26 protein-coding genes are annotated in these 23006 nt (G+C 58.1%); 3 read left to right on the forward strand and 23 right to left on the reverse strand.

Annotated features, from left to right (window positions below):
- Window positions 1-75 precede the first annotated feature (75 nt).
- On the forward strand, window positions 76-921 hold the full coding sequence (locus P6U23_RS21115) for an ABC transporter permease (RefSeq protein WP_407174530.1): 846 nt from the start codon (window positions 76-78) through the stop codon (window positions 919-921).
- Window positions 922-1541: 620 nt separating this feature from the next.
- On the forward strand, window positions 1542-1823 hold the full coding sequence (locus P6U23_RS21120; protein ID WP_407174531.1) for a hypothetical protein: 282 nt from the start codon (window positions 1542-1544) through the stop codon (window positions 1821-1823).
- Window positions 1824-2016: 193 nt separating this feature from the next.
- On the opposite strand, the gene P6U23_RS21125 is transcribed toward P6U23_RS21120, so the two are convergent.
- The 8 genes from P6U23_RS21125 to P6U23_RS21160 form a co-directional block, all read right to left on the reverse strand.
- Window positions 2017-3711 (reverse strand): glycosyl hydrolase family 28-related protein, encoded by a 1695-nt coding sequence (locus P6U23_RS21125; protein ID WP_407174532.1) that lies wholly within the window; start codon window positions 3709-3711, stop codon window positions 2017-2019.
- Between the two features lie 95 nt (window positions 3712-3806).
- Complete coding sequence (locus P6U23_RS21130; protein WP_407174533.1) at window positions 3807-3998, reverse strand: hypothetical protein; 192 nt, start codon at window positions 3996-3998, stop codon at window positions 3807-3809.
- Entirely contained in the window at window positions 3999-4529 is a 531-nt protein-coding gene (locus P6U23_RS21135) for a hypothetical protein (RefSeq protein ID WP_407174534.1), read from the reverse strand.
- Window positions 4530-4738: 209 nt separating this feature from the next.
- Complete coding sequence (locus P6U23_RS21140; RefSeq protein ID WP_407174535.1) at window positions 4739-5257, reverse strand: hypothetical protein; 519 nt, start codon at window positions 5255-5257, stop codon at window positions 4739-4741.
- The gene (locus P6U23_RS21145) at window positions 5254-5433 is read right to left on the reverse strand and encodes a hypothetical protein (protein ID WP_407174536.1); all 180 of its coding nucleotides are present in this window, start codon (window positions 5431-5433) and stop codon (window positions 5254-5256) included. Before P6U23_RS21145 ends, P6U23_RS21140 begins: the two co-directional genes overlap by 4 nt.
- A gap of 95 nt (window positions 5434-5528) precedes the next feature.
- Window positions 5529-7640 (reverse strand): hypothetical protein, encoded by a 2112-nt coding sequence (locus tag P6U23_RS21150; RefSeq protein WP_407174537.1) that lies wholly within the window; start codon window positions 7638-7640, stop codon window positions 5529-5531.
- 8 nt (window positions 7641-7648) lie between these two features.
- A complete protein-coding gene (locus tag P6U23_RS21155) occupies window positions 7649-8146 on the reverse strand; it encodes a hypothetical protein (RefSeq protein ID WP_407174538.1) in 498 nt (165 codons plus the stop codon).
- Entirely contained in the window at window positions 8146-8322 is a 177-nt protein-coding gene (locus P6U23_RS21160) for a hypothetical protein (RefSeq protein WP_407174539.1), read from the reverse strand. The genes P6U23_RS21155 and P6U23_RS21160 overlap by 1 nt, the downstream gene beginning before the upstream one ends.
- A 557-nt stretch (window positions 8323-8879) precedes the next feature.
- On the opposite strand from P6U23_RS21160, the gene P6U23_RS21165 reads away from it, so the two are divergent.
- Window positions 8880-9617, forward strand: a complete 738-nt coding sequence (locus P6U23_RS21165; RefSeq protein ID WP_407174540.1) for a recombinase family protein — start codon at window positions 8880-8882, stop codon at window positions 9615-9617.
- 125 nt (window positions 9618-9742) lie between these two features.
- Here P6U23_RS21165 and P6U23_RS21170 read toward each other — a convergent pair whose 3' ends face one another.
- From P6U23_RS21170 to P6U23_RS21240, 15 genes are all read right to left on the reverse strand, one after another.
- Window positions 9743-11377 (reverse strand): hypothetical protein, encoded by a 1635-nt coding sequence (locus tag P6U23_RS21170; RefSeq protein WP_407174541.1) that lies wholly within the window; start codon window positions 11375-11377, stop codon window positions 9743-9745.
- 135 nt (window positions 11378-11512) lie between these two features.
- Window positions 11513-11827 (reverse strand): HGGxSTG domain-containing protein, encoded by a 315-nt coding sequence (locus P6U23_RS21175; RefSeq protein WP_407174542.1) that lies wholly within the window; start codon window positions 11825-11827, stop codon window positions 11513-11515.
- Complete coding sequence (locus P6U23_RS21180; protein WP_407174543.1) at window positions 11824-12444, reverse strand: hypothetical protein; 621 nt, start codon at window positions 12442-12444, stop codon at window positions 11824-11826. Before P6U23_RS21180 ends, P6U23_RS21175 begins: the two co-directional genes overlap by 4 nt.
- Before the next feature lie 467 nt (window positions 12445-12911).
- Entirely contained in the window at window positions 12912-14177 is a 1266-nt protein-coding gene (locus P6U23_RS21185) for an AAA family ATPase (protein ID WP_407174544.1), read from the reverse strand.
- Window positions 14144-14779 (reverse strand): UPF0149 family protein, encoded by a 636-nt coding sequence (locus tag P6U23_RS21190; protein WP_407174545.1) that lies wholly within the window; start codon window positions 14777-14779, stop codon window positions 14144-14146. Before P6U23_RS21190 ends, P6U23_RS21185 begins: the two co-directional genes overlap by 34 nt.
- Window positions 14776-16338 (reverse strand): IS66 family transposase, encoded by a 1563-nt coding sequence (tnpC, locus tag P6U23_RS21195; RefSeq protein WP_407174546.1) that lies wholly within the window; start codon window positions 16336-16338, stop codon window positions 14776-14778. Before tnpC ends, P6U23_RS21190 begins: the two co-directional genes overlap by 4 nt.
- Before the next feature lie 50 nt (window positions 16339-16388).
- Entirely contained in the window at window positions 16389-16742 is a 354-nt protein-coding gene (gene tnpB, locus P6U23_RS21200) for an IS66 family insertion sequence element accessory protein TnpB (protein WP_407174547.1), read from the reverse strand.
- Window positions 16739-17215, reverse strand: a complete 477-nt coding sequence (tnpA, locus tag P6U23_RS21205) for an IS66-like element accessory protein TnpA (RefSeq protein WP_407174548.1) — start codon at window positions 17213-17215, stop codon at window positions 16739-16741. Before tnpA ends, tnpB begins: the two co-directional genes overlap by 4 nt.
- A 401-nt stretch (window positions 17216-17616) precedes the next feature.
- Window positions 17617-18090, reverse strand: coding sequence for a hypothetical protein (locus P6U23_RS21210; RefSeq protein ID WP_407174549.1), 474 nt, complete (start codon window positions 18088-18090; stop codon window positions 17617-17619).
- A 339-nt stretch (window positions 18091-18429) separates the two neighbouring features.
- Window positions 18430-18837, reverse strand: coding sequence for a hypothetical protein (locus P6U23_RS21215; protein WP_407174550.1), 408 nt, complete (start codon window positions 18835-18837; stop codon window positions 18430-18432).
- A gap of 102 nt (window positions 18838-18939) precedes the next feature.
- On the reverse strand, window positions 18940-19704 hold the full coding sequence (locus P6U23_RS21220; RefSeq protein WP_407174551.1) for a hypothetical protein: 765 nt from the start codon (window positions 19702-19704) through the stop codon (window positions 18940-18942).
- 172 nt (window positions 19705-19876) lie between these two features.
- Complete coding sequence (locus tag P6U23_RS21225; protein WP_407174552.1) at window positions 19877-20623, reverse strand: hypothetical protein; 747 nt, start codon at window positions 20621-20623, stop codon at window positions 19877-19879.
- Between the two features lie 94 nt (window positions 20624-20717).
- Window positions 20718-21779: a hypothetical protein gene (locus P6U23_RS21230; RefSeq protein WP_407174553.1), complete on the reverse strand. Its 1062-nt coding sequence runs from the start codon at window positions 21777-21779 to the stop codon at window positions 20718-20720.
- Window positions 21780-21956: 177 nt separating this feature from the next.
- On the reverse strand, window positions 21957-22208 hold the full coding sequence (locus tag P6U23_RS21235) for a hypothetical protein (RefSeq protein ID WP_407174554.1): 252 nt from the start codon (window positions 22206-22208) through the stop codon (window positions 21957-21959).
- 87 nt (window positions 22209-22295) lie between these two features.
- Window positions 22296-22775 carry a hypothetical protein gene (locus P6U23_RS21240; RefSeq protein WP_407174555.1) on the reverse strand — a complete coding sequence of 160 codons (480 nt, stop codon included), beginning with the start codon at window positions 22773-22775 and terminating at the stop codon, window positions 22296-22298.
- Between the last annotated feature and the right edge of the window lie 231 nt (window positions 22776-23006).

Below are 23006 nucleotides of genomic sequence, written 5' to 3' on the forward strand. Positions count from 1 at the left end.
GGTTATCGGCACGAAAGGATCTTGTTCCGGTGGAGTTTTTCAACGCGAGGGCAAGTGACTAGGATAGAGCATGACTTGGATTGGAAGCTGTATGGGGAGCTTCCGACCGCCGCCCACTTTGGCGCTGGCGCGTCTAGGCGGGCCGCGACTATTAAGGACTTGGCTGACGGGTTGCGGCGATGGCGGCTGTGGATTTCGCTCGGCTGGCTCGATGTCAAGCAACGTTATCGCCGCGCCGTACTCGGTCCGTTCTGGATCACCATTAGCATGTCGATCCTGGTGCTAACGCTCGGTACTGTCTATTCCGGCCTTTTCAAGCAGGATGTTCATTCGTTCCTTCCCTATCTCTCTGCCGGCTTCATTGTCTGGAATTTCTGCACGGGGACGATCAACGAGAGCGCGACAGCTTTCATCGGGGCCGAGGGCCTGATTAAGCAGGGCGGGATACCGCAATCGCTGCACATCTTCCGCACGATTTTTCGCAACTTCGTCATTAACGCACACAACCTCTCGGTCATGCTTCTTCTCTACGTGTGGCAGCCGGCACTTTTGAACTGGCATCTCTTGCTGTTGTTGTCTGGGCTTGCTCTGATGCTCGTCAACTTCGTATGGATTTCGCTCATTGTCGGCGTGCTCTGCACTCGCTTTCGCGACTTGCCGCCGATCATCATCAATTTCCTGCAAATCCTGTTTTTCGTGACACCGGTCATGTATCAGCCAGATCATCTGCCGCCGCGCCTCAGCTTCATTGTCGAGCTGAATCCGTTCTACTACTTGATGGAGGCGGTGCGCGCGCCGATGCTGGGGAAAGCACCGCCGGACAACACCTATCTCGCTCTTATTTTCATGGCGGTCACCGGCTCGCTGTTAGCCTTCTGGTTTTTCGAGAGAACGCGTGCGCGCATCGCATACTGGCTCTAGCTCGGAAAATCCCAATGGTCGCGCCGTCGTCTCACGAAATGAGCCGCCATACAGAGGCACTTTAGTGGCGGCCGCCGGGCTTGGGGAGCCAACGCCTAAGCAGCGGACCACACGCGAGTCTGGTTAGCTGGCCCCGGTATGGACGCTCGCTGTAACTCCGGAGCCACAGCGCTGATGTCCGGCCAGACTGGCAGACCGACTTAACCGGCAAAACGCGGCCAGCCGGGACTGCTTACGTGATGCCAAACAGACGAGTTGCGTGACTGCGGGTCCGGCGCAGTCGTGAGGCATCAACCGCGAGGCATACATCCTACCCGATTCGCATTTTCGCTAGGGGCGCCTATCTGGATCACATGAGATTCTGCGCGCGTTGCGATAACACCCGTTGGGTTTGCGAGGCTCATCCCGACAGGCCCTGGATCGATAGCCCCCGCGGCTGTCAGTGCGGCGCGCCTGGAGAGCCCTGCCCGGTCTGCAACAAGGCGGACGATGATACCGAGCCCGAGCTGCCCGAGGATTTCGAGGTCGACAAGCGGCGCAGCATCAAAGACTGGGACCCGTAGAGTCGCATTCGCGGCCGTCGCCCTATATGACCGGCAGTTCCTGAGTACCCAGCCCGAATGTCCTGGTCCATCGAATTCGACGACCCGATTGCGCTCGCCAAAGGCAAGCCGTTGCGCACCTTGCGCGATGCTGCCGAGCACATCACTGCGCTGCCCCGCGCAGTTGCGGAGCTCGATCACTGGCAGACTGCAATTGCGTGCCTCATCGCCGCGGCAGAGAAGCGCGGAATCGTGATGATGGCGCGGATAGCCATGGTGCAGGCGCTGCAGGCTGGAAAGCCACAACCAGCGCCGTCGATGCGCAAGAAGGCCGCTAAGAAATACCGGATCATCGGCTGATCACGAGCACGTCGGGGTGCGTCGGTGACTACTTGCCGCCTCGCATCCGTCAGCAATGCGCCCGAACCATCGTCGCAATTAACGGCCGTCAGATGCCGCGCTGGTCTCTGGCTAACCGCTCCACCGCTCCCCACGGCCTCCAGCCTAGGCGGTGGAGCGGGATATTCAATTGAAGCCGCAGCGTGCCTGGCGCTCAGCAGTTGGTGAAGTTGGCGTTGGCCGCGCAGGCCTTGGCACCGGCGCCGCTAACAGTCGTGGCGCCAAATGCTCCAGTGCCCGTCATCATCAACGTGCCAGCGTTGATCGTGAACGAGGTCGACCCCACTTCACTGCCGGTGATCTGAACCCACTTTGCGTGATTGATGAATATCGGCGAGTCGAAGACGCTGCCGTCGAAATGAGTGATCGAGGTGTTGGCGCCATCATCGATGTAAAGCGAATACGTCGCACCCTGCACGCTCAGATCCGTTTGCAGAAAGTGATTTTCGGCAATGGTCAACCCAGGGACGTTGGCGCCCTGAACAAACCCGTAGGTAGTTGGTATCGTTCCTGGAGAGACCGCATCCAGTTTCGTTCGGACATACCAATTGGCGCCGCTGCTCTGAACGCATCCCACATAACCGCAGATGAAACTATTGAAGACAAGCCCGTCCGTGCCGTTGTTCTTGAGCCCAAAGGTCCCAAACCACACGCGGCTATTCAATATGTGCGCAACACAATTGTCACCGATGAATATGGCAGGCTGAGTTGTTGCTGCGTTTTGGTACCCGTAGACGCTGAACTTATCGATTCCACCGTTCAAACCACCGCCGGGACATGTTCCGGAAGATGTGTAGAATTGCACCGCAATGCTGTCCGTGTGAACCTGGATCGATGTCGAGTCAATGCTCGAGGCCAAAAGCCATATTCCGCCTCTTACGACAACTCCCCCGCCAGAGACGAGGTAATTCCCGGGCGGGAAATAGACGGTGCCGCCACCGAACGTGTTATGCATATAGTCAATATGGCACTGGATGGCAGTTGTATCGTCCGTCGAATTATCGCCTGCAGCGGCAGCGCAGCCGTGCTGCGCCGATTTCACATCAAACCACGGCTTGCCACTTCCGAAAATTCCATCGCCATTAATGAAGTTCGTGCCATTCAGGTTGACTTGGCCGCCCAGCGTTATTGGCTGATTGGTAGAAATGGCAGTCTGGTCTTGGACGATCGTGCCAGTCGTCCCACTGAACGTAACAAGATCGCCGCTGGTTGAGCTTCCTGGACCCGAGACATTCCCAGCTCCCGCTGGCGTGGCCCAGTTGCCATCAGCGCGCAGGAAGTTCGTTGTGCCGCCGCCCGAGCCGGGCACGCAGCCAGCCTGCGCCGATCCGAAGGTCGTGCACTTCAGCGTCGTTCCAGAGAACGATAGTGTAGGATCAAGCGTGATTTCTGACGGAGATGCGAGTACTCCCGTGGGATTGCCCAACAGCGTCGATGCACTTTCGTTTTGTAGCTTCGAATAGGTTACAGAGCCGTTCGCAAGATTGCTAGTGGTAATCGTCAGAGTGTTTGGAGCAACGCCGCAATCCTGCAGGAGACCAGTGGTCCCGTTGAAGCAGGCAAGATTCCCACTCACGACAGGAGCGTTCGGCATGATCGAATTGATCACGTCATTCTGAAATGCCCGCACGCCAGCCGGCGTGATCTGGCCAGCAGTATTATCCGGGAATGTCGTGCCGATCTCAGTCGAGAGTTGCGCCTTTGTTTTTTGCGCAAAGCTCGGCGAGCTGAGCAACGCCGCACAAAGCAAAGCAATGACAATTCCAAAATAAGCAAGCGGTCGGGCGACCGGGCGTGAGGCAACCATAGAGAAACGTCTTTCCGAATACCCTCTCGGGTTCGGCTTCATTCAGTGAAGCCGCTGGAAAGACGGTTTTTCGCCAATGTCTCAAAGGCGGGGCTGATCCGGAAAGCCCATCCGAAATGCTCTTTAGGCGAGTAACTTTACTCGAAGGGTAGAGATTCCGCCTGCAGCAAATTCTTGAATTTGTCTTCGTCGAGTGCCGCCAGCTTTTTCAGAGTATGCGCAACAGAACACCACCGTATGTTTTGAGCCTTCAACTCGCGCACTCTCTCGCGCGTCGTCTTGAGCTCACGCTTGAGGCCGAGGATAGCTATTTCTTGCCGATCGGTCATTCAGTTGATCCTGACAACTGAGACCGTGCTGTCTTTTCCGGTGCCACTGTTGTTACCGATTATGAACCCCGACGTGGAGGTCGAGTCCTTGCAGCTTATCTTCAGATTTCCCACTGGGGCCGATAAGTATCCACTCAGATGTACGTCAAGCGTGGCGCTGGCCGCGGTAATCGTGACGATGCTACTGTCAAGCACGCTGCTTCCGTCCCACAGTTTGCAAGCGATCACGTCTCCGCTAGGGCCGCTAACAGTTGCCTGCCCCATCGCAAGCCAAGTCCCAGTGTTGCCTTGGGCAACGCTTGGGCCATCAAAATAGGTCGAGGTACTCGACAGAGAGACGTTGGCGCCGATCGAATTGGTAAAGACCGAGAGCGAAACAGCGCAGGCGCCGCTCGAACTGATCGTGCCGCCCGACAAGCCGGGGCCGCAGGTTACGGATGTCACCGTGCCAGGATTGCTGATGGAATCAGCGAACGCGAGTCCACAGGGGAGGCCAAGCGCAAGGGCAAGGACAAGGATACGCCGGATCATTGCCGCCCCCCAGCAAACGCCGAGCTGAACCCGCTATTGAAGTGAGCAGGCGCCGACAAGCGCTGCCAAAGAAGGCCGGTCGTGACGGCCAGAACCAGGGTGAGAAAAGCGAGCCGACTTACCTTATGCTTTGCCAACTGTGACATGATATCAAAACTCATCAAGTGCCTATGCGAAAATGTTTGCGTGAAATCGGGTTCTCCCCCGCCTCACTTGCGCTCCAACCTGTCGAGCCGCTCAGCCAGCGCCAAAATCAGCATCCTATTTTGTTGCTCCAGCGTCGAGCGCTCCCAGGTGCTTACGTAGCTGACCATTTTCTGCGCGCGCGTCTCCCACTCTGTGGCAAGCGCCGCCGTTTCAGCGTTCGCCGCATCGTGCGCATCAACCGTCGACGCCGGGCTCTCCCACCTGGGCAGGTCCGGCTTTTCGAAAAACTCCGCCGGAGCACCATTGATCTCGTGCAGCCGGCGATTCTTCTTCAAAACAGCCTGGGCTTCCGTAATCGCCCGCCGGGCCCGATGCACTCGTTCCCTAGTGTGATGCAGCCGCGTGGCGGCGTCGATTAGCGGCTGGGCTGCCCTCGCATTTTCCTGCTCCGTATCGGCCTGGGCCGCAAGCTTCTGCAGCCGGACAATATCCCCGGAAATGAAGCCCCCGACCTCCACACTCGGGCCGTAGTGCTTACGCACCCTGGCAACCATCGCTTCCCACTCAGCTCTATGCATCATCCGGCTAATTCCTCAGTTGCGTTCAAAGTAGCCCTACCTTGAATATTCTCGGTTTGAGTGTTGTTATGGGTCATGGCCGAACAGTCATTCCCGACCAAAGAAAAGAAGCGAGAACCGATCTTCACGCGCGCAGGGCGCGTCATAATCATCTCGTTTCTGTTTTCGTTCGCAGTCATGGCTGCCGCCAGGACGCTAGGATACGAACACAGCGTACTGGGGACCCTCGTTGTTCTCGTCACGGTAAATGTGGCGGGCGGGATTGCCGCGTTCATCATCGAGCGGCAGCGGGCTCAAGAAGCCGCTTCCCAAGTTGCGGAAGAGTGGATGAGGCTAGCCCAGTCACCCCTCTTCCAATCTGATTCAAACGATTTACCCGGCCAGCCCTATTCGCTTGTTCATTCATCAAATCGCGAATTAAGGCAGCGAATTGCGGATCATCCATCCGGCGAGTGATGAGAGGCGCAATCTGTTGATAGGCATCGGCATAGCGCTGAGCCTTGGCGCCTTCCAAAATGGTTTGAGGTTTCATCCACTCGGGGATGAAGGAAGCGGGCTTAGTGAGATCCAAGTTGGATAGGTAGCCCAATTCACTCGGTTGTGGCGAAATGGCGTTGACACGCTCCTTTTTAGGAGTGGTTTGCGTGCCGCCAATGACGTTCTCCGTCTTCTTTGAGACATTCACTTCTGCCTGAAGGTCTTGAATCAGGCGATTAGCCCTCTCCTTCCCGAACAGCAGCTCGAGCTTATCGCGATTAGCCCGCGTCAAGAGAGTGTTTCTGGCCGTCGTGTCACCGCGCACAGAGTTTTCCATGATTTGCTGGATCGCATCACGAGCGCCTTGCACGCGCGCCGAAAGCTCTGGACCGGATAACCCATTTAGCTCGCGAGCAAGATCATCCTTGCGCGTGTTGCGAGCGAAGGTTTTTTGCCCCTCTTCGATCTGATGCAAGAGCTCGGAATGCTCGGCGAAGGTCTCGCGTGCCTGCGCCCAAACCTGACCGGCCGGCGTCTTGTCAATCTCGCTCAGCATCTCACGCTTAAGATTGACGAGTTCGCGGTACAATTCCTTGTCGCCGCCGTCTTGTGCCGATGCGATCCGACGATCCAGGCCACGCTTAACGTAATCCCAGCCCTCCGCGGTCGGGTAAGATTTCTCTTTACCAGGGGTAAAGTAGTTCTTGTTGAAGGGCCGACCACTAATCCCGGAAAGCTCCTCTGCCAAGTCGAATGCCCCGGCATTTTCCAAACGCGGGATCAGCGCTTTCAGCTCAGGGGTGGGCTCCACCTGCATAGTGCGGAATCGATCATACAGCGGATCAGCCGCCGTGCCGCGGGCGTTCTCAATGCTGTTCGTCAGATCTGCAATATCGACGTGTGGGACGGTATTGCGATCAAGAGACTGCAGAATCCGATCTGCCTGCCCACGCGCTCGGTCCCGATACGCTTCTCTGACAAATCCCTTGTGCGGGCCTGGAATATCGGCCAACGCGCCGGCAATGTCCGTAGTTGCGTCGTTGATGTCGGCCAACATTCCGGCTCGCCCATACCGCGCACGCGTCTCGGCCAATGATTGCGGCGTCTCTCCCTCAACCGCATTCACAAGCATGTTGCGGCCAACTGAGTTGACGCCTGCCATCTCCCCCGTCTGGCGCGGCATCCATTCCAATAGCCTATTTCCACCAGCGGAGATGGCTTCCCCGACCATTGGACCGAGGGCGCCGCCGGCCATAGCCAGAGGAACGGGACCAAAGATGCCCTGATCGGTCGGGTTATTGCCCTTCAAAAGCTGATTAGTGGTCTCGATCGCGCCAGCACCACCAATGCCCTGATAGACGCGAGCGCCGAGAGAATTGCCACGCATACCAAGGATGCGTTGGCCTACATTAGTCACTAGGCTGGGCGCCGCAGGCACTGCACGGGTGGCCGCAATGCTCATCGGACCACCAGAGAGCGGACCAAGTGCGATCGCCCCGCCTGTCACATCGGCCGCTGTCGAAGCTATCGGATGCTGTTCGCCATAGAGCAGGTTTTGTTCATCCTGGTAGGCGAGATTTTCTCGATATCGCTCGCCGAACGTCTTTTTGGCAGCAGCAGAGCTCACCAAAGGCTGCACTGCAGCCCCCGCAGCCGCCGTTGCCTTATCGAACAACGGTCCGATGATCGGCATGCTCGAGACCATCCGGTTATTGAAACCGGATGCATTGACGACATCGACACGTGATCTTGCTGGACTAACGTAGAGGCGAGCCTTCTTCTCTTCCTTCGGCTCGGAGCGGGCATATTTGTCAAACAGCGCATCAGGGTCAGCCGAATCCGTTGCCGCCGCCTCAGCGGTCGGCTGCGCGTCGCGCGAATACCGCTCGAAAATATCGTCGTCGCTCATACCGCGGTTCACCACCCTATTTGCTTCCGACGCGCCTCTAACAAACGCCGTTCGCGAGCTTCTTCCTTGCGATTCCACTCTTCGTCGGAATCAGAGTCGCGCGGGAGAGCGTCGGTAGCGGCCCGGGCAGTTACTGGTCCGGCCGGCGCGTGGGACCGCGGACGAGCGAGAACGGGGGACTTGGGTGCGGCGAGCTTATCCATGGCGATGGCCCGCTTAATCGGGGCCAACCCCCTGAGCTCGTCAGCCTTTTCGAGATCCCGGCCAAGCTCAAAAAGAACACGTGCCGGATCCTCGGTCTCCAAGGCTATTTCCAAGATATCCATCGGAATTCGCCCGTCGTCGTCGAGCAGAGCGAGGTCCTGTTTGGCTTTGCCCCATTTGTCGCCGAACGCCTTGGAGCCAGCCGCCTCAACGGCGTTGCATTTGGCGTTGAACTCTTCGATCGCGCGTTCAAGGGCCGCCTGTTCGCGAACAGCAGCCTCCGCCATGCCGCCGTTAGCCATCAGGCTGCTCCAGCAATCTCGATGCCGTCCGCCTTTAGCTGGTTGGCCAAAGTCGTCCGAATGAAATCGCTTCGCGACATGAGGCGGGAGACAGCCGCCTTGTCCAGCGCGTTTGCGAAGGATCGAGGCGTCTTGACCTGCACCAACGTATCGAACGCCACGCGTTCGCTCTTCATGGCTTTCACCATCGGTTTTGCGGGCCACACGCGGCGAGGCACAGCTATGCTGTCCTCCCGCAAGCCTGCGGGATTTGGGGGATTGTCGAACCTTTTAGACGGTCACTTAACCCAGGTAGCCCGGAGGCCGGGTGCCGCAGAAGCGGCCGGGGAAGAGGATTGTCTCTTCAATCAGGACGGCCCGTATCGTCGCAGTCGGGATCACGAGGTGATCAGCGCGGCCTGCCAACAGGTGGGCAGTTTCGATTAGCCGGACTGAACCTCGGTCGCCACCTTCGCCAGAACAGGTGGAACGAGACTACCCTACCAGATCAGAACGTAATTACAAGTACTTTCTTCAAGCAATATTCACGAACGCCTTTTCTATTCTTAGAAATACATAAGCTCTTCTGATATCTTCTGATCAGAATAGTATTATTTGCAGTAATCGCTGCCACCACCGAAGCGGCGCCGGCCAGGCGCACCGCTCCCCATCTTATTACATCACTTTCAACGGGTGTTGACAGAGATGTAAACACTTGGAATGGATATTCAGACTCGGTAGTACGGTTAGACTGATGGTGTCGAACGGCAAATTCATCGCCTACTATCGCGTCTCCACCGCTCGCCAGGGACGCAGCGGGCTTGGCCTTGAAGCTCAACGGGCCGCCGTTGCCAGCTATCTCAACGGTGGCAACTGGACCATCGTCGCCGAATTTACCGAGGTCGAGAGCGGCCGGAGGGCCGATCGCCCCGAGCTCGACAAGGCTTTAGCCGCAGCGCGCTTGCACCGCTGCCCGCTTGTCGTCAGCAAGGTGGATCGTCTGACCCGCAGTGTTGCCTTCCTGAGCCGCCTGCTCGAGGCAAACGTTGATATGAGGTTTGCGGACCTGCCGCAGATCGAAGGCGCTACAGGGCGGTTTCTATTGCAGCAAATGGCTTCCGTTGCCGAGCTGGAAGCGGGCATGATTGCTGCTCGCACTCGCGCGGCGTTGGCAGCCGCAAAGGCTAGAGGCAAAAAATTAGGTGGGCAGCGCATCCGACGCAGCAACGGTCAGCCGGTATTGATCAGCCATGCCGCTCAAAAGCGCGGCGCAACCGCCAACAGAATGCGCGCTGTCGATCGTGCGGCGGATTTGGCACCCATCATTACCGAGATCCAGGCCAATGGTGCAAAGACCCTGGCGGCCATTGCAGAGGGCCTAAATGCGGCCAGCATTCCAACCCCGCGAGGACAGGGCAAATGGAGCCCGGTGCAGGTTAAGCGCACCCTGGAGGCTCTGAAGGAGGCTGAGGGGCCCGCAGGCGTCGCTTGACCGAGGCGATTCTTCAACGGCAGTTTTCGCACCTCATACCGAGCGGCCCGACATATCGGAGCGCATACGATTGAACCTGATCGCATCGTACCGGGGTGATAACTGGGTCGACGCACCGCCGCCGATCAGCCGTACAGTCTTTTCTGTAGAAAGCTATAGGCAACGGCAACAAGGATGGCGCCAAGTGCACGGAGCAGATAGAGCATCTTCTGAGGCCAACCCTTGTAGCGCACCTCGAGGTTATTTTTGTCGAGCTGGATTCCTGGGATCACTGAGTCGAGAGCAAGCAAAAAGGTAGCGAACGGAGTCTTAGGTTGGTACGCTCCTGCTTCTAGTCGACCTGAGGCGCACCAGAAGATTGCCCAGCCAAGCAAAACAAAAAGAAGAATGTAAACGAAACCGATTTCGGGTGAGAAGCCGTAATTCACGAGATAGCGGAGAAAGGTCAGTTGAGCAAAATCGGCCAACGACTGTGTCCTCGCCAAATCCCGGTTTCGCTCATTCATGGCGATTAAGACATCATCGGAAATGCGTTTTTCCCCGCGTTCCGTGTAAGATTTTGCAATCAGAGTATACGGCTCGAGATCTGGGCTCTTTGTGTCGACGTCCAAGGCCGTGACAACTGGCATTGGGTTACTGCCGAGGTAGGCATTAGCGAAAATGAACTGGTTCAGCTTGATCCGCTTCGGCAAGGACTTTTCATTGACCTGAAGAGTGAAAACTCCATTGTCAACGGACTCGATAATGCTCAGGTCGGGTGTCGTGCCGTTCTTGGCACCAGTCCATTTAGGCTGAAAAATGAATAGATCGTCGACTTTCACATGCGTGAAGTTCATGGCGCCGTAATCGCCTTCCAGTATCGCCAGTCGGTCGTCGATCCGAACCGTGTCGATCACGAGTTCGCCATCATGTTCCACGTTGTTGGACGACGGTTGCTTGGGCTGAGTGATCAGGTTCTCACGCTCGCGGTTCGATCCGCGCACTGCCCCAATCGTCGTCATCCCGCAATCGCGCTTGTCGACCCCTGGAACCGATTCGGACCGTGAAATCTGTTCGGAATTGTTTTCGGAAACAGATACGCTGCTGAGTAAAATATTCTTGGCCGTAACTAAGTTTATGTTGATGCTTCCTGAGTAAACATTTTCTAGCCTTACGCCGCCATCAACGGCTGCATTCTGAATCGAGAGCCTTCCAACGTGCGCGTGGCGGAGGTCTAGTGATTTTAGCAATGCGGTGTCGATAACCAGTATGTCGGTGTTGAACCCCGCAAATCTAAGCTGTTCTGTCCAAGTGTGAGGCCTCAACTTTGGCTCGCCGAAAACTTTCGACAGGAAATTCGCGCTGAGCCTCCTCGATGGCTCATTCGCCAGCTCTCGCGGGGACTTATTTCGAAGAGTGCTAAGCTTGTTCTTGTAGATCGTATCGCGGTCAGGTGCATCTTTTGCCTGCTGATTTGCGCAATCGTTTGCGTCCCTCTCGTCGAAATCGACAGGTAGGTGTTGGCAGATTTGGCTCCATGCCCATTTTTCTTCGTCGGACCAGCCCCAGTTCGGGTCGACCTTCGCCTCACATGCGGTCTGGTCGACAAGATAGACGGGGGTTGCGTTGTCGAATCGGTTGGAAGACCTTGGGAAGGCGTCCTGGGCTACACATGCTGGCGAGACGATTGTCAGCGTGATGCTGCACCAGGCGGCGAACGCCAGAAGCGATGCAGGCTTGCGCCGCGGCCGTTCCCATTCCAAACACGCTGCGCTTTGCATGTTCGTGCCTCCCGGGATCGGGTGAAAAACAATATTTGACAGAGCCCATCCGCAAACACTGTGATCCAACTCACAGCGGCCACGGTTTTATCGATGGCCGCCAATTCAACTAAGCCCAGCCATTGCTCGCCGGCTCTAAAACGCATCCAACGCATCCTTCGCCGCTTTTATTATCCGGCGGACTTCTCGACGCTGCTCAATCATGTCTTGGCTGTACTGGCCGTGCTTCCACATCCCATTGCGGGGCCCCTTAGGACCGCCGCTGCCGGGTGCGCCCCCGTGCATGCGGCACCTGCCCTTTGGCGTAGCGGGCGCTTGGCAAAGCGTCCCACGACGCGTCTTGGCCAGACAGCGCGGTGCCTGACGTAGGCTCAACGGCTCTCGAGACCGTTGCATGGCCTCGTCGAGGGACGTTGCACCTCTGCCCCCCTCCCTATCCACACTCCTCATCCGAGCTTCTCCCCCTCAACCACCCGCAACGCGGCGGATTCGATTGCCATCTGATCCGCCGCCGTTCCAAGAGCAGGCGCCGGATTGACGTTTCCGACCACGGCCTGGCCGCCGTTGATCGTGACGTGCTCGACCCGCACGGTCTGTTGCGGTCTTCGCGATTTCATCAGCGCCTGGAAAAGCCGCTCATAAGTACCCATGAGCTTGATCGCCATTAGGCCGTGTTCTTGCATCTGCGGCATAAACTCGGCCCGCTTGCATCGCGTCAGCATTTCCATCGCCACTTCATAGGAGGCGATGAGTTGCTGGCAAAGCATGACCTCGGCAGGACCATGAGGTGTAAGCCCAAGAAAAGCTTCGAATGCGAAGTCATAGGCGTCTTTCGAGGGCAATTCCTCCCCCTTGCCGCGCATGACACCGAGTACCCGACCCATGGAGTGGTTCAAAAGGTCTGGATACTTCATCACGTCCTGATATCTCTGCACTTCCTCCGCAGAGAACGTGTGGTGGAGCGTTGGAGTCGCCGATCCCTGCGGCGGATTCTCTGCAGGCCGAGCCACTTTCGTCGCCTTCTTGGACTTGCCGGATCTCAACTTCGTGTCCTTCTTTGCTGTCATGCCTGATCCCTTATTTGAGCTCGTTGGGCGATTTCCAATGGTTCAACATGCCGGTAACCAGCCAATTTCCGTTCGTTTAATTTCCAAACGGAAGCATCCTCATCCCGCCAGCCGCTAAAGAGATTGGATCCTGGGCTCCACTTGCTGCTGCAACGTTCAGGTAATCACCAGAGCAATCACCACATCGTGGACAGGCGCCGAAATACCAACGGCTGTTAGTGGGGCGGCGCTTGAAGATTATTGCGTTTCCGCGATCGGTCATTTTGCAATTCCTACATTTGAGTTTCCCGGCCTTCGGCTGGCGCTTCCGGTGCGTCGCTCGGCGACACCGAGCACGCCACGAAGGCTAGGCGTGTAGCCCGCCCCCAGCGGGCGTTCACACGCCCTAGGGGGTATAAGGGGGTGTGTATGGCCAGGCGTCTGAAGGCCGTCTGAAGGGGGTCTGAAGGGTGTCTGAACTCATCACGTCACCCATTGTAAGCCGTCAATCTGGTCGTTTGCCGCGATGGTGGGCCTATGGTCTCGATCGCGATTCTCTTGGTGCTCAGCAGCCGCTCCAGGGCACCGGCAAAGGCGCGCTTGCTGATCCCCTGTGCGTCGCCATGACGCGCGAATACGGTCGGAGCGTAGGCGGCCGACGGCTTTGGGCTGACGTTTATCCCATGCTCTTCATGCCAGCGCAGGAGCGACATGAACACGAGTTCAGCACGCTGATCGCGTTCGGCTCTATCCAGTCCGAAATCGCCATCCTGCCGCTCAAACACACCGTCAGCCCATTTCAATCTGATCGGTTGGCCCTTTTGCGCATAGTTGGCTTTCTTTACTGAAAGCTCACGGATCGTTTCGTCCGGCTCCACAAGTCGGCTCTTCTCGCCAGCATCGCTCACGAAAACCCGTTCAAGATACAGGCGCGAGCGCACGCTGTTTGACCACCCCGTGTTGCCCGAAGAACCCGATCCTGACGCCATGCCGGAAAGGCTGGGATGAGCCAGCACAACAGGCGTTGTTTCGTAACGAATGGCCAAGCCGCGAAGCAGGCCAATAAACTGCCGCGCCTGAGCCCGCTGATTTTCATCCCCACTGAAAAGATCGGCGAGTGTGTCCAGAACGACCAGGGACGGCCTGATTTCCTCCACGGCCAGCTCGAGCTGCTTCCACAGCTCGGTTGTCTCGATCACATTGCCGCGGCCATTGGGGCCCGCTAGCACGGCATCCTCGCCGGCTAGCGGGATGATATGCAATGCAGCCAAGTCAACAAAACTGGCGTCGTAGGACTGCACAATGCGCGCGAAACGGCGATGGAGCTCGTCCTCGTCATCCTCCGCGGAGAAGTAGATCGCGCTTCCATAGCCAATTTCTTCAAAGCCAACCCATGGGCGCCCCAGCACGGTAGCGGCAGCCAATTGCTGAGCTAGAAGGCTTTTGCCGGTGGCCCCATCGCCGCCCAATAGCGTGACGGTACGCGCCGGGATAAGCCCCGGCACATGCCAAATGGCTTCTGGTACGGCCTTTCCGTCCCAACGATCGGCGGTGAAGATTTTCAGTGGCGCACGCCTCGGTGTCGCCGTCGATCTCCGATTGAGGACAGCGACACGGTTATTGATGACGCGGGCGCCGATGCCTGGAAACGATCCAAACGCAACACCGTCTTCCACCCACGATACAACGTAACCGGTATGAGCTTCCACGTCGGCGGTGATCAGCGCGCGCGAGCGTAGCGGGTCGGCATCCAATACTGGCGCATGGCCTCGACGACGGCTGGGATGTCGGCGTGGGCGTTGCGCAGGAACTCTTCGGTCTCGCGGCCCTTTCTTGGCGGTCCCAGCAGTGGACGCCTTTGATCGTCGACGCAATGCAGCAGGATGGGCAAGAGCAAGCCGTGGTGTATGTTGCTGATGTCAAGCAGCGGGGCCCAGGCCGATAGTCTCAGCTGCATGGCGGCATGGAATCCCTGGCACCACGGCCGCGCATCAACGTCGCCATTCGGCTTGCGGGCATGGGTCGGCGCGAACCGATGGGGTGCGGTGGAAAGACCGTTGCTGATGTCGTTGTGGCGCAGCGCGACGGCCGAGATCGCGGCGAACTCCGGCGTTCCGCCATGGTTGAATGCGTCGGCGTCGATGGCGAGTAGCGGACAGATCCAGTCGAGTGGACTCATCGACACCGGCCCGGCCACGATCGCGGCAACATAGCCGTCGAGCATGGGAAGACTCGTGGCGACGGGATGCCGCTCGGCGCGAGCCTGCAGCCAAGGCTCAAGTTTGTCGAGCGGCATCGCGGCTGCTGCCATCGATGATGAGGAAGATGATGATGACGAACGGTGGCGTCGGCTCATGCAGCCACCCGTGCGCTGAGCTCCTGGGCCGCCTTCCAGTTCCAGGCGAGAAGTTCGTGCAGCTGGTGGTTCTTGGTCTGACCGGAGACGATGCGCTCCAGCACATCGGCCAGATACGCCTGCGGATCGAGTTCGTGGAGCTTTGCCGTATTGACCAACGATGCAAGAATTGCCCAGCTCTCGGCGCCACCCTCGCTACCGCTGAACAATGAGTTCCGCCTTCCCATTGCAATCGGGCGCATGGAACGCTCGACGCTGTTGGAATCGACCTCGACGCGGCCATCGCGGAGGAACAGCGTCAGTCCGTCCCAGTGATTGAGCGTATAGTTGATGGCCTCAGTCAGCTTCGACTGGGAGAACAGCTGGTCGAGCATCGAGGTCAGCCGCGCCTTCAGCTGCTCCTCCACCAGCGGTGCAGTCTTGGTGCGGCGGACGGCAAGCCGCTGTTCGGCGCTGGAGCCGCGGATCTCGGCCTCGATGGCGTAAACCGCCTGCAGGCGCTCGATCACCTCGTGGGCGAACGGCGACTGCATTGTCTTGTACACCTCGACGAATTTGCGTCGGGCATGCGCGAGACAAAAAGCGAGCTGGATCGCGCCGCCATGACCACGCGCAAGCGCTTTGTAGGCGGCATAGCCATCCACCTGCAGAATGCCGGAGAAGCCGGTCAATTGGCCGGCGATCTCCTCGGTGCCGCGGCCATCGGCAAACACATAGGCAACCGCCGGCGGCGATGGGCCGCCCCATGGGCGATCATCCATCGCATGCGCCCAGAACTGGCAAATACGGGCGCGATGTCGCCCGGGATCGAGCACCGGCATCGGCGTCTCGTCGCAGAACAGCCGCGGCGAAGCCTGGATCGTCCGCAACTGAAGCTCATAAAGGCTTTTGAGCCACCATGCCGCACGCTTCACCCAGCCGGCGAGCGTCGCGCGGTCGAGATGAATGCCCTGACCGGCCAGGATCTGCACTTGGCGGTACAGCGGCAGATACCAGGCAAACTTCGACACCACCACGTGGGTCACCAGCGCCGTCGAGGCCATGCCGCCCTCGATCAGGCGCGGCAGCACCTTCGCCTGGACCACGCCGTCGGTGCAGGCGCGGCAGCCATATTTGGGACGGATCGTGCGCAGCACGCGCAGGATCGCAGGGATGACGTCCAGCACTTCGCTGACGTCTTCGCCGATCCTGTGCAGAAGGCCCTGGCAGCACGGGCACGCTGTCGTCTCCGGCTCGAGCACCTGCTCGCAGCGCGGCAAATGCTTGGGCAGTGCGCCGATGTTGCGCCTCGCCTTTTTGCGCGGATTCGCAGCCGGCTTCGTCGCAGACACATCGTCGTTGGCCGACGCAGGCGGTGTGACGTCGGTCGCGAGATCGTCCAGCTCGAGCGCGAGCTGCTCGGCCACGACCGCCGCCAGCCGCTCCGAGCGCTTGCCGAAGATCATCTCCTTCAGCGTCTGCATCGCCACACGCAGCTTCTCGTTCTCGGCGTCAAGCGCAAGCACCATCTCGGTCAGAGCCGCTGCGTCGGTCGGAAGAGCTTCGGGACGAATCGCCATGATCGAACGATATATCCGCGTATCACAGGCTCCAGCAAAATCTTCGTCTCTCAGCCGACAACGGTCGGCTGCTTCACAGGCTTGGGTGAAATACGCGTCCACTCAAGTCCGTCGAGAAGCATCGCGAGTTGTGTGGCACTTAGATGCACTACGCCGTCGCGGATCGGAGGCCAGGTGAAGTGTCCCTGGTGCAGCCACTTCGTCACCAGCACCATGCCGCTGCCATCCCATGCCAGAAGCTTCACTCTGTCCGCGCGCTTGCTGCGAAACACGAAGACGTCGCCGCAGTACGGGTTCGCACGCAGCGCTTCGCTCACCAGCGCCGACAGCGTGTGCACTGACTTGCGAAAGTCGACCGGCTGTGCCGCCAGCACCACCTTGAGGTCTGACCGTAATGCAATCAACGGATGCCCCGAAGCGCCGATAGCACCGTCGAAAGTGTCGCCAACTCCACTCCTGGCTCGACCCGGATGCGTGCCCCTCCCACCTCGATCTCGATCATCCCGCCAAGCTTGCCTCGGGGCGATGCCATCTGCGGCAGCTCCTTATGCGCGGACGCTAAGCGGTCCGGCTCCTCTGCTGTCGCCGCCGGACCGCTCTCGGATGTGATCTGGACCGGCACGAAGCCCGGCGCCTGAAGGCCCGCTGCCGTCGCGAACTTGTGCCGCCACACCGTCAGCAGCCCACGGACAACGCCATGGCGCCGAGCCACCTCAGAAACATTGGCCCCTTCCTCGAAGCTCTCCGCCACGATCCGCGCCTTCTCTTCCGCCGTCCACTGCCGTCGCCGACGCTGCCCCGTGATCACTTCGATCCGACGATAGGAGCCGCCTTCCTGCCTGGCATCAAGCATGGCTTCATGCATGGCATCTGCCATTGCCCACCTCCAAAAAACAGTTCATGCCACGATCTATCGCAGCTCAGTCGCGCGATGCCCAGGTGGGGGGCTCATGCCGGTTACGATACAACACCATCTCCGTGCGCAGGGTGGCGCACACGTTGGCCCACTTTGAGCTCAGTCATTTGCTAACGCGTGACAGCCACACCACGCGTCAGACCATATCAGCGGCCAGACGCCATAATGTTCGTAGGTGTGTTCCGTGGAAAATTGAGGCGGACCGAAACGGCATTCACCGGGAAAAGCCGATGAGCCCGGACGGCTGTATGGTACTTGGAATCCCGAATATTCCGGATGGAAGAAACGGCACGTTGCACAGCGGCGGGGTGGCTGATGCTCCGTGCGTTTGTTTTGCGCGTCCGCGCGATAAACCTGATCCGTCATCGCGCTTGGCCTCCGGCACCGGAAGCGAGACATGCTTGGAGCGCCTGGATTAGCAACGGTAGGTTAGACGGATGAATGAGGATCAGGTGATCCTCGTCCTCGTCCCAGTTCCGCTCCTGTCTGATGACGATGTCGCCTCGGCGATTTTCATAAACGGCTATTGCGGCCTGCGATGAAACGACGACGCAGTCACTATCGATACCGAAATAGTTCTCATCGGTCAGATCTTCGTGACCAGACCCTGCAAGACTGATCCTGCCTTTAGCCACAGCGTCGTCGACCATCTCCTCCGGCGTTTTGGGCACGAATTTCTTCTGAAACTCCCTGGCGCCCTCAATGAGAAGCTGCCGCATCTCGGTCGGAGAAGGCCGCTCCGGGGATTTTTGCGACGGCTGGGGAACGTCAAGGCGAAATTCATCGCCGTTGCCTTTGGGCGCCGAAAGCCCAGGGCTGAGATGCGCGTCGTTCATTGGAGCACCTCCTCGCCGCCGAGGCCGGCGCATGCCGCCAGGAAATCAGCGAGCTCAGCGGGTACAGCGTAGCAGCGATAAACGTGCCGACCTGCCGGAGTCCGTGGGACGGCGGGCAATTCGCTGAAACACTCACCGCTAGCCGTAATGCGTTTGGTAGGTTTTCGCTGGCCTGCCTTTCGTCGTGCACAGCGCTGAATTCCCGCCGAAGAGCGGACAAAGGGTTTGGATTTTTCGAGGGGATTTGGTATATGTCGCATGTGAAAAGACTTTCTGATTAGAGCCCGGTACGCTCGCCGATCCCGCCAAGGAGTCGAGCTGCCGGGCTTTTCCTTGGAACTAAGCGGCGACAGCTTCGCGCGCAGCGATAACCTGCTTTTTCAGGCGTTCAATCTGCCGCTGGCGAAATTGTCTGTTCTGCTCTGCACGTTCGCGCGCGGCCGCGGTCTGCTCTTCGACCTTTGCGCGCAACCAGGCGACGGCCTCATCCGGATCGTAAAGCGGCCGGCGATTCCAAGTCATCGCGACCGGCGGCCCCTCGCCCCTCGAGGCGATTTTGTTCAGATAGTTTAGGCTCAGGGCAGGAAGGCCGTTCTGCCTAAAATGCTCAGTGAGCTGATGCCTGTAGAGTTTCGGTTTGCCGGGGACGGTTTTGCCAAGGGCGGCAGGTGCGCTCGCGCATGTCTCGATATTCGGCGCGTAAGTGATACCCGTGAACACCGTCCAGCGCTTGTTTGAGATCGACATTTAGCTTTGTCTTTCCTGGGTTGAACCTGGAAAGACTTAAATCACGGGAAAATTTGGCAGCAAAAATTGGCAAATTTGGCAGGGCGCAAATTTCTGCCAGATTTATTTCTTGCGGGGCGCCCCAGGATCCTGCCATTCCGGCGGCGCTAACCTTTTTCTGATGTCGCGCGCTGTCGTCCTATCAATTCCGAATTTTTGCTGCAGCCACTTTACGTCCTCGTCTCGCGACGGATTTTTTTTGCCGCGATGTTCTTGAATCCGCTGTAAATAGGTAGCTTCGACCTGTTCGAGCGTAGACCTTTCGGGAGTCTTTGCAGGAGCTTGGCCTCGAAGCCACTCAAAAAAACTTCCAGGCTGATCAATCCTGACGTCGAACCATTTTGTACGTCGGCCGGCGTGATCATCATCAAACACTCGGTCGTCCGAAATATCGGCTAAATCTAATTCAAGAACGCGCGATGGCTCTCGCCCACCTAGTCGGCGCGGAAAGTCGAAATATCGAGTAGGGATTTGCTGGCCATCATCGCTGCCGGCATTCCGGCTGCCATACAAAGCGAACTTGCCGAGACGGGCTGCCTCGCAGAATGCGCGAGTCGCCGGCGCACGTCGTGCCGCGCGTTCAATAGGGTCGAGCGGGCACGCGCCAAGACCAAAAGCCATCAAGTCAATGGCGTCATCTAGCCAAATGATTGATTGCTCCTGTAGCTGGTTAAGGGCTTCGGGGGTCACCGCATCTGGCGTCCATGGCTGCGCCATGAATGCGCGCCAGCGATCTAAATGCTCGCGTTCTTCTCTAGCCCTGCGATTCCAGAGGCTATCCTCAGGAGGCTCTGCAAATTCATGCGGCCCCATTTCGTCACTGGACATCGCACCTCCGCTGGTGCTCTCCGCAAAGTGGTCGACGCGACAGGCTGGTGCGGTCCAGCTTTTCGGGCCGTCGTCCTAGCCGCGCCGATTGATGCTAGCGCCATTTGCCTGCGCGAAGATCCCGTTTCAACAAACTGAAAGCCGCTGCGCCTCGGCAGCCTCGGACCTCAAATTAGTCGCGCAGGGGGCGCTTACCAATTTTCGAAGTCAGTTCGGCTATCTTCTTGGAGTCTTTCGCTTTGATTGCCTTGCGTAACTCCCTTAGATCTTCTTGACCAAACGCCGCCGTCTGCTGGCGGGTTCGTTCTAGCTGGATGGGAGGGGTTTTTGAAGTTTCTGCCATTGCCGCGGGTGATTCTGGCTTCGGGGCTGCTGGCCGGTCTGCCCGCATTTGCTTCTTGGGCGCGTTCTTCGCGCGAGATAACTCGGCATTCCAGTATGCGTGAGACTTCGCCTTGGCCGCAATGAGCTTACCATCGCTCATCTCCGACTTGCCTGCTTTTTCCTGCAACGGCTGATCTACGAATTGTGATGCAATGATCTGCAATACACCGGCCTTGATGGAGGCCTCCGCGTACTTGCGATCAATCGTGCCGTCCTCGTACCAGCGCTCCATGTCGGCTTCGGTGCATTTGCCCGCCGCTTCTCGCTCATGCATCTCGTCCACCTCGTCGCGCATTCTCAGCATTTGGCCCAGCAGATCCGATGGCGGCCAATGCCCCACAGCATCCCTGTATTGGATGGCGGCCTGGACCACCCTGTTGAACTGCATCATCAGTTCGTAGGGCTTTCCAGCCCCTCGAACAATTCGGAGCAAATTGGCTGCTGTGATATGGAGCGCGTTTCTTAGCTCCTGTTCAGCCAGAAGCCGGCTTCGCCCCTCCGGGCCGCCTCCCTCAATCACTCTAAAATCTGCCATGGGGTCGGTCTCCTGCCGACCCCAATCTTTCCTGACGCGAAGATCAAAAACAAGACCCGCCAAGATGCAGTCGGCGCGGCCCTTTTTGTCGCCTCTAGGCCGATAGTGACCGCAAACACTCCCGGATATTGGCATTAAGATAGTATTGCCACGTGTGGGTCTTGTTGAACCGCTCTTCCGGAGGGGCATTCTCGTCATAGTCATCGTCAACGAGGTCGCTGGGCCATGAATGCCCCTTCTCTTCCATTGAATTGCAGTAAGTTACGAGAGCTGCGACACCTTGAAGCGTCGTTGGAACTACGCTCACCAGTTGCAACTCGCAGTCGTTTTCAGCGCGAGAAAGCTCGTGCTTTCTGATCTCATGACTGATCCAACGGGGATCATCTGTTTCCACGATCTTTACTCCGTCGCTGTCCCAACCAAATTCAGTCTGACGGCGTGCTTTCGGAATGGTCTCCTCAAGCTTGCTCTGTTCCTCGAGCGATTCAGAAAATGCGTCATAGGCCTGCTTATGGGCCTCGATCGCTACGAAAATAGGGTCAGCGGGCGAAGGGATCATGGCAGCGCTCGTGGCTTCGGGCAACTCCCTCGTCTTCACGATCGCGTCTTTCCTAACCTGTTCAACGAACGAGCCGAAGAGATCTGACAGGCCCGTAACCGCTATGGTACCAGTCAAGAGCGAATAAAGACTCCACTCATTGTCCAAGTTGAGATCGCCAGTGTGCTCGGCCACACCTGGCCGGCAATCCCATATCGCGACCAGCGCTTTTGCGCGAAGGCCGGCTAAGCTTTGTATTTCTGCATCTCTAATCAGCTCGGCGATCGGATTCATTTCATCGTGCAGCGCACTCTCTGTGTCGGCGGCTTGACGGGCACCATTGCACGCGAGCGCTTGCTGAAGAAAGAGGAATGCCGGAGAATGTGCGCCATCCGGTTCCGTCCAAGCTGGGCTGCAGTAGTCTTCTCCGAACTTCGCATACGTTTCCGCTCTTGCCTCCCGATGGAGCCGTGCCCACTCGAACCAGGCCGTCATGTATTTGGGCAAAAGCTTTTCAAACCTCACGCCGGCAGCGATGATTTTGGCATCCGGATGGGCTGCCTCAATCGGCGAAACGGTCGCGACGCCTGCGACGGCTGAGCTGACGAGCATATTCATTACTGACCTCCTGTTGATTCGAGCCCCGGTTGAGAGAATCGATAAAGGTCCGCTTGGTTCTGGGCTTGATCTGACGGCCAGACATGCGTCAGACCCGCTTTCCGGAATCAGAGCAGATGAAGAGAATTGAATGGCGCCCGGGGCGCTAGTGCTAAACGCTTTCATGGCCTGTCTCCCCTAGTTTGCTGTCCGCGTCTCGTGGGCGATGAGCTCGGGCGATATGGTCTCCCGATCTGCTCCCGCCGCCATGTAGGCCAGTGTCATCATGACCTCAGCCGGGAGGATCAGCTTCACCACAACGTTTTCATAGGCATCGCCATCAACGCTGGGCATGGTGAAGACAAGTCGGCGGTTCGGCCCGAGCGCGTCAATGCGTGCTATGCGATGGCAGTACATATCCGGGGCTTGGTCGATCAAACGGTCGTTCATGGGATTCTCTCGATTGGGACTCCAGTGGTTGATACGCCTTGGTCACTGGCCTAACCGCTTACGCTGATTGCAATTCCCAAGGTGGGCTTAGACGATGCCGCCGGCCTGCCAATCGAGATTACCGACTTGCTCCAGCAATCCATCCATGTCGCCGATGCCAGTGTCATCGAGTTCCCGTGGATCGTCGTCCTCCTGATCGCAGTCGTCCTCTTCAAGATCGTGATCAAACGTCGCCCATTTCATCCGCTGCGTGTAGGACTTCTCCTGATTGATCATCCGATCAAAGCTGCCCAGCGAAGGCTCGCTGTCCCCGCCTTCTTCAAATAGACTGCTATCGTCGTCCTCCAGTTCGGTCATCACGTACGGGTCGCTCTCATCCAGAAATCGGATGAGCCGGCAAATCTCGTCCCTTGCCTCTCTGCGGAGCCGCCGCAGGGTGCTGATTGCCTCGACCCGCATTGCGTGCTGCTCGGCCAGTCGGTCAGCCCGCTCTGGAGGCATATTGAGCTCATGAAATTTGACCGCACACAGCCGTGGCGCGTCTGGCGCGCGATTAGTCTCGCTCATCGGTAAATGTCCTTGGTGGTTAGCCTTGATCAGTCTTTCGTTCAGAACGTTTCCTGCCTCTCGGCTTGCCCCAAGCGCGCCGCATAAGCGCTGCGGTCGATTTTGGGCATAGCTCCGCCGTTCACCGGAATGGTGTTTCTGGCCATTCTTTGCAATTCCAGGGCTTGGAAACCTTACACAAATGATGTAAGGCTACGCGAAATCAAAGTCAACATAAAAAATGTAAGGTTG

Origin of the sequence: Bradyrhizobium sp. STM 3562 (genome assembly GCF_045571435.1) — a bacterium.
Classification (GTDB): Bacteria; Pseudomonadota; Alphaproteobacteria; order Rhizobiales; family Xanthobacteraceae; genus Bradyrhizobium.

Bases quoted from the DNA above. Each gene is read 5' to 3' on its own strand.
- P6U23_RS21225 (WP_407174552.1), bottom strand. From the start codon at position 20,623: ATGGCAGATTTTAGAGTGATTGAGGGAGGCGGCCCGGAGGGGCGAAGC.
- P6U23_RS21180 (WP_407174543.1), bottom strand. From the start codon at position 12,444: ATGACAGCAAAGAAGGACACGAAGTTGAGATCCGGCAAGTCCAAGAAG.
- P6U23_RS21135 (WP_407174534.1), bottom strand. From the start codon at position 4,529: ATGATCCGGCGTATCCTTGTCCTTGCCCTTGCGCTTGGCCTCCCCTGT.
- tnpA (WP_407174548.1), bottom strand. From the start codon at position 17,215: ATGGCAGATGCCATGCATGAAGCCATGCTTGATGCCAGGCAGGAAGGC.
- P6U23_RS21120 (WP_407174531.1), top strand. From the start codon at position 1,542: ATGTCCTGGTCCATCGAATTCGACGACCCGATTGCGCTCGCCAAAGGC.
- P6U23_RS21210 (WP_407174549.1), bottom strand. From the start codon at position 18,090: ATGAACGACGCGCATCTCAGCCCTGGGCTTTCGGCGCCCAAAGGCAAC.
- P6U23_RS21150 (WP_407174537.1), bottom strand. From the start codon at position 7,640: ATGAGCGACGACGATATTTTCGAGCGGTATTCGCGCGACGCGCAGCCG.
- P6U23_RS21175 (WP_407174542.1), bottom strand. From the start codon at position 11,827: ATGAGGAGTGTGGATAGGGAGGGGGGCAGAGGTGCAACGTCCCTCGAC.
- P6U23_RS21145 (WP_407174536.1), bottom strand. From the start codon at position 5,433: ATGACTGCGAACGAAAACAGAAACGAGATGATTATGACGCGCCCTGCG.
- P6U23_RS21165 (WP_407174540.1), top strand. From the start codon at position 8,880: ATGGTGTCGAACGGCAAATTCATCGCCTACTATCGCGTCTCCACCGCT.
- P6U23_RS21235 (WP_407174554.1), bottom strand. From the start codon at position 22,208: ATGAACGACCGTTTGATCGACCAAGCCCCGGATATGTACTGCCATCGC.
- tnpC (WP_407174546.1), bottom strand. From the start codon at position 16,338: ATGGCGATTCGTCCCGAAGCTCTTCCGACCGACGCAGCGGCTCTGACC.
- P6U23_RS21170 (WP_407174541.1), bottom strand. From the start codon at position 11,377: ATGCAAAGCGCAGCGTGTTTGGAATGGGAACGGCCGCGGCGCAAGCCT.
- P6U23_RS21140 (WP_407174535.1), bottom strand. From the start codon at position 5,257: ATGATGCATAGAGCTGAGTGGGAAGCGATGGTTGCCAGGGTGCGTAAG.
- P6U23_RS21220 (WP_407174551.1), bottom strand. From the start codon at position 19,704: ATGTCCAGTGACGAAATGGGGCCGCATGAATTTGCAGAGCCTCCTGAG.
- P6U23_RS21190 (WP_407174545.1), bottom strand. From the start codon at position 14,779: ATGAGCCGACGCCACCGTTCGTCATCATCATCTTCCTCATCATCGATG.
- P6U23_RS21160 (WP_407174539.1), bottom strand. From the start codon at position 8,322: ATGAAGAGCGAACGCGTGGCGTTCGATACGTTGGTGCAGGTCAAGACG.
- P6U23_RS21125 (WP_407174532.1), bottom strand. From the start codon at position 3,711: ATGAAGCCGAACCCGAGAGGGTATTCGGAAAGACGTTTCTCTATGGTT.
- P6U23_RS21155 (WP_407174538.1), bottom strand. From the start codon at position 8,146: ATGGCTAACGGCGGCATGGCGGAGGCTGCTGTTCGCGAACAGGCGGCC.
- P6U23_RS21215 (WP_407174550.1), bottom strand. From the start codon at position 18,837: ATGTCGATCTCAAACAAGCGCTGGACGGTGTTCACGGGTATCACTTAC.
- P6U23_RS21230 (WP_407174553.1), bottom strand. From the start codon at position 21,779: ATGAATATGCTCGTCAGCTCAGCCGTCGCAGGCGTCGCGACCGTTTCG.
- P6U23_RS21130 (WP_407174533.1), bottom strand. From the start codon at position 3,998: ATGACCGATCGGCAAGAAATAGCTATCCTCGGCCTCAAGCGTGAGCTC.
- P6U23_RS21240 (WP_407174555.1), bottom strand. From the start codon at position 22,775: ATGAGCGAGACTAATCGCGCGCCAGACGCGCCACGGCTGTGTGCGGTC.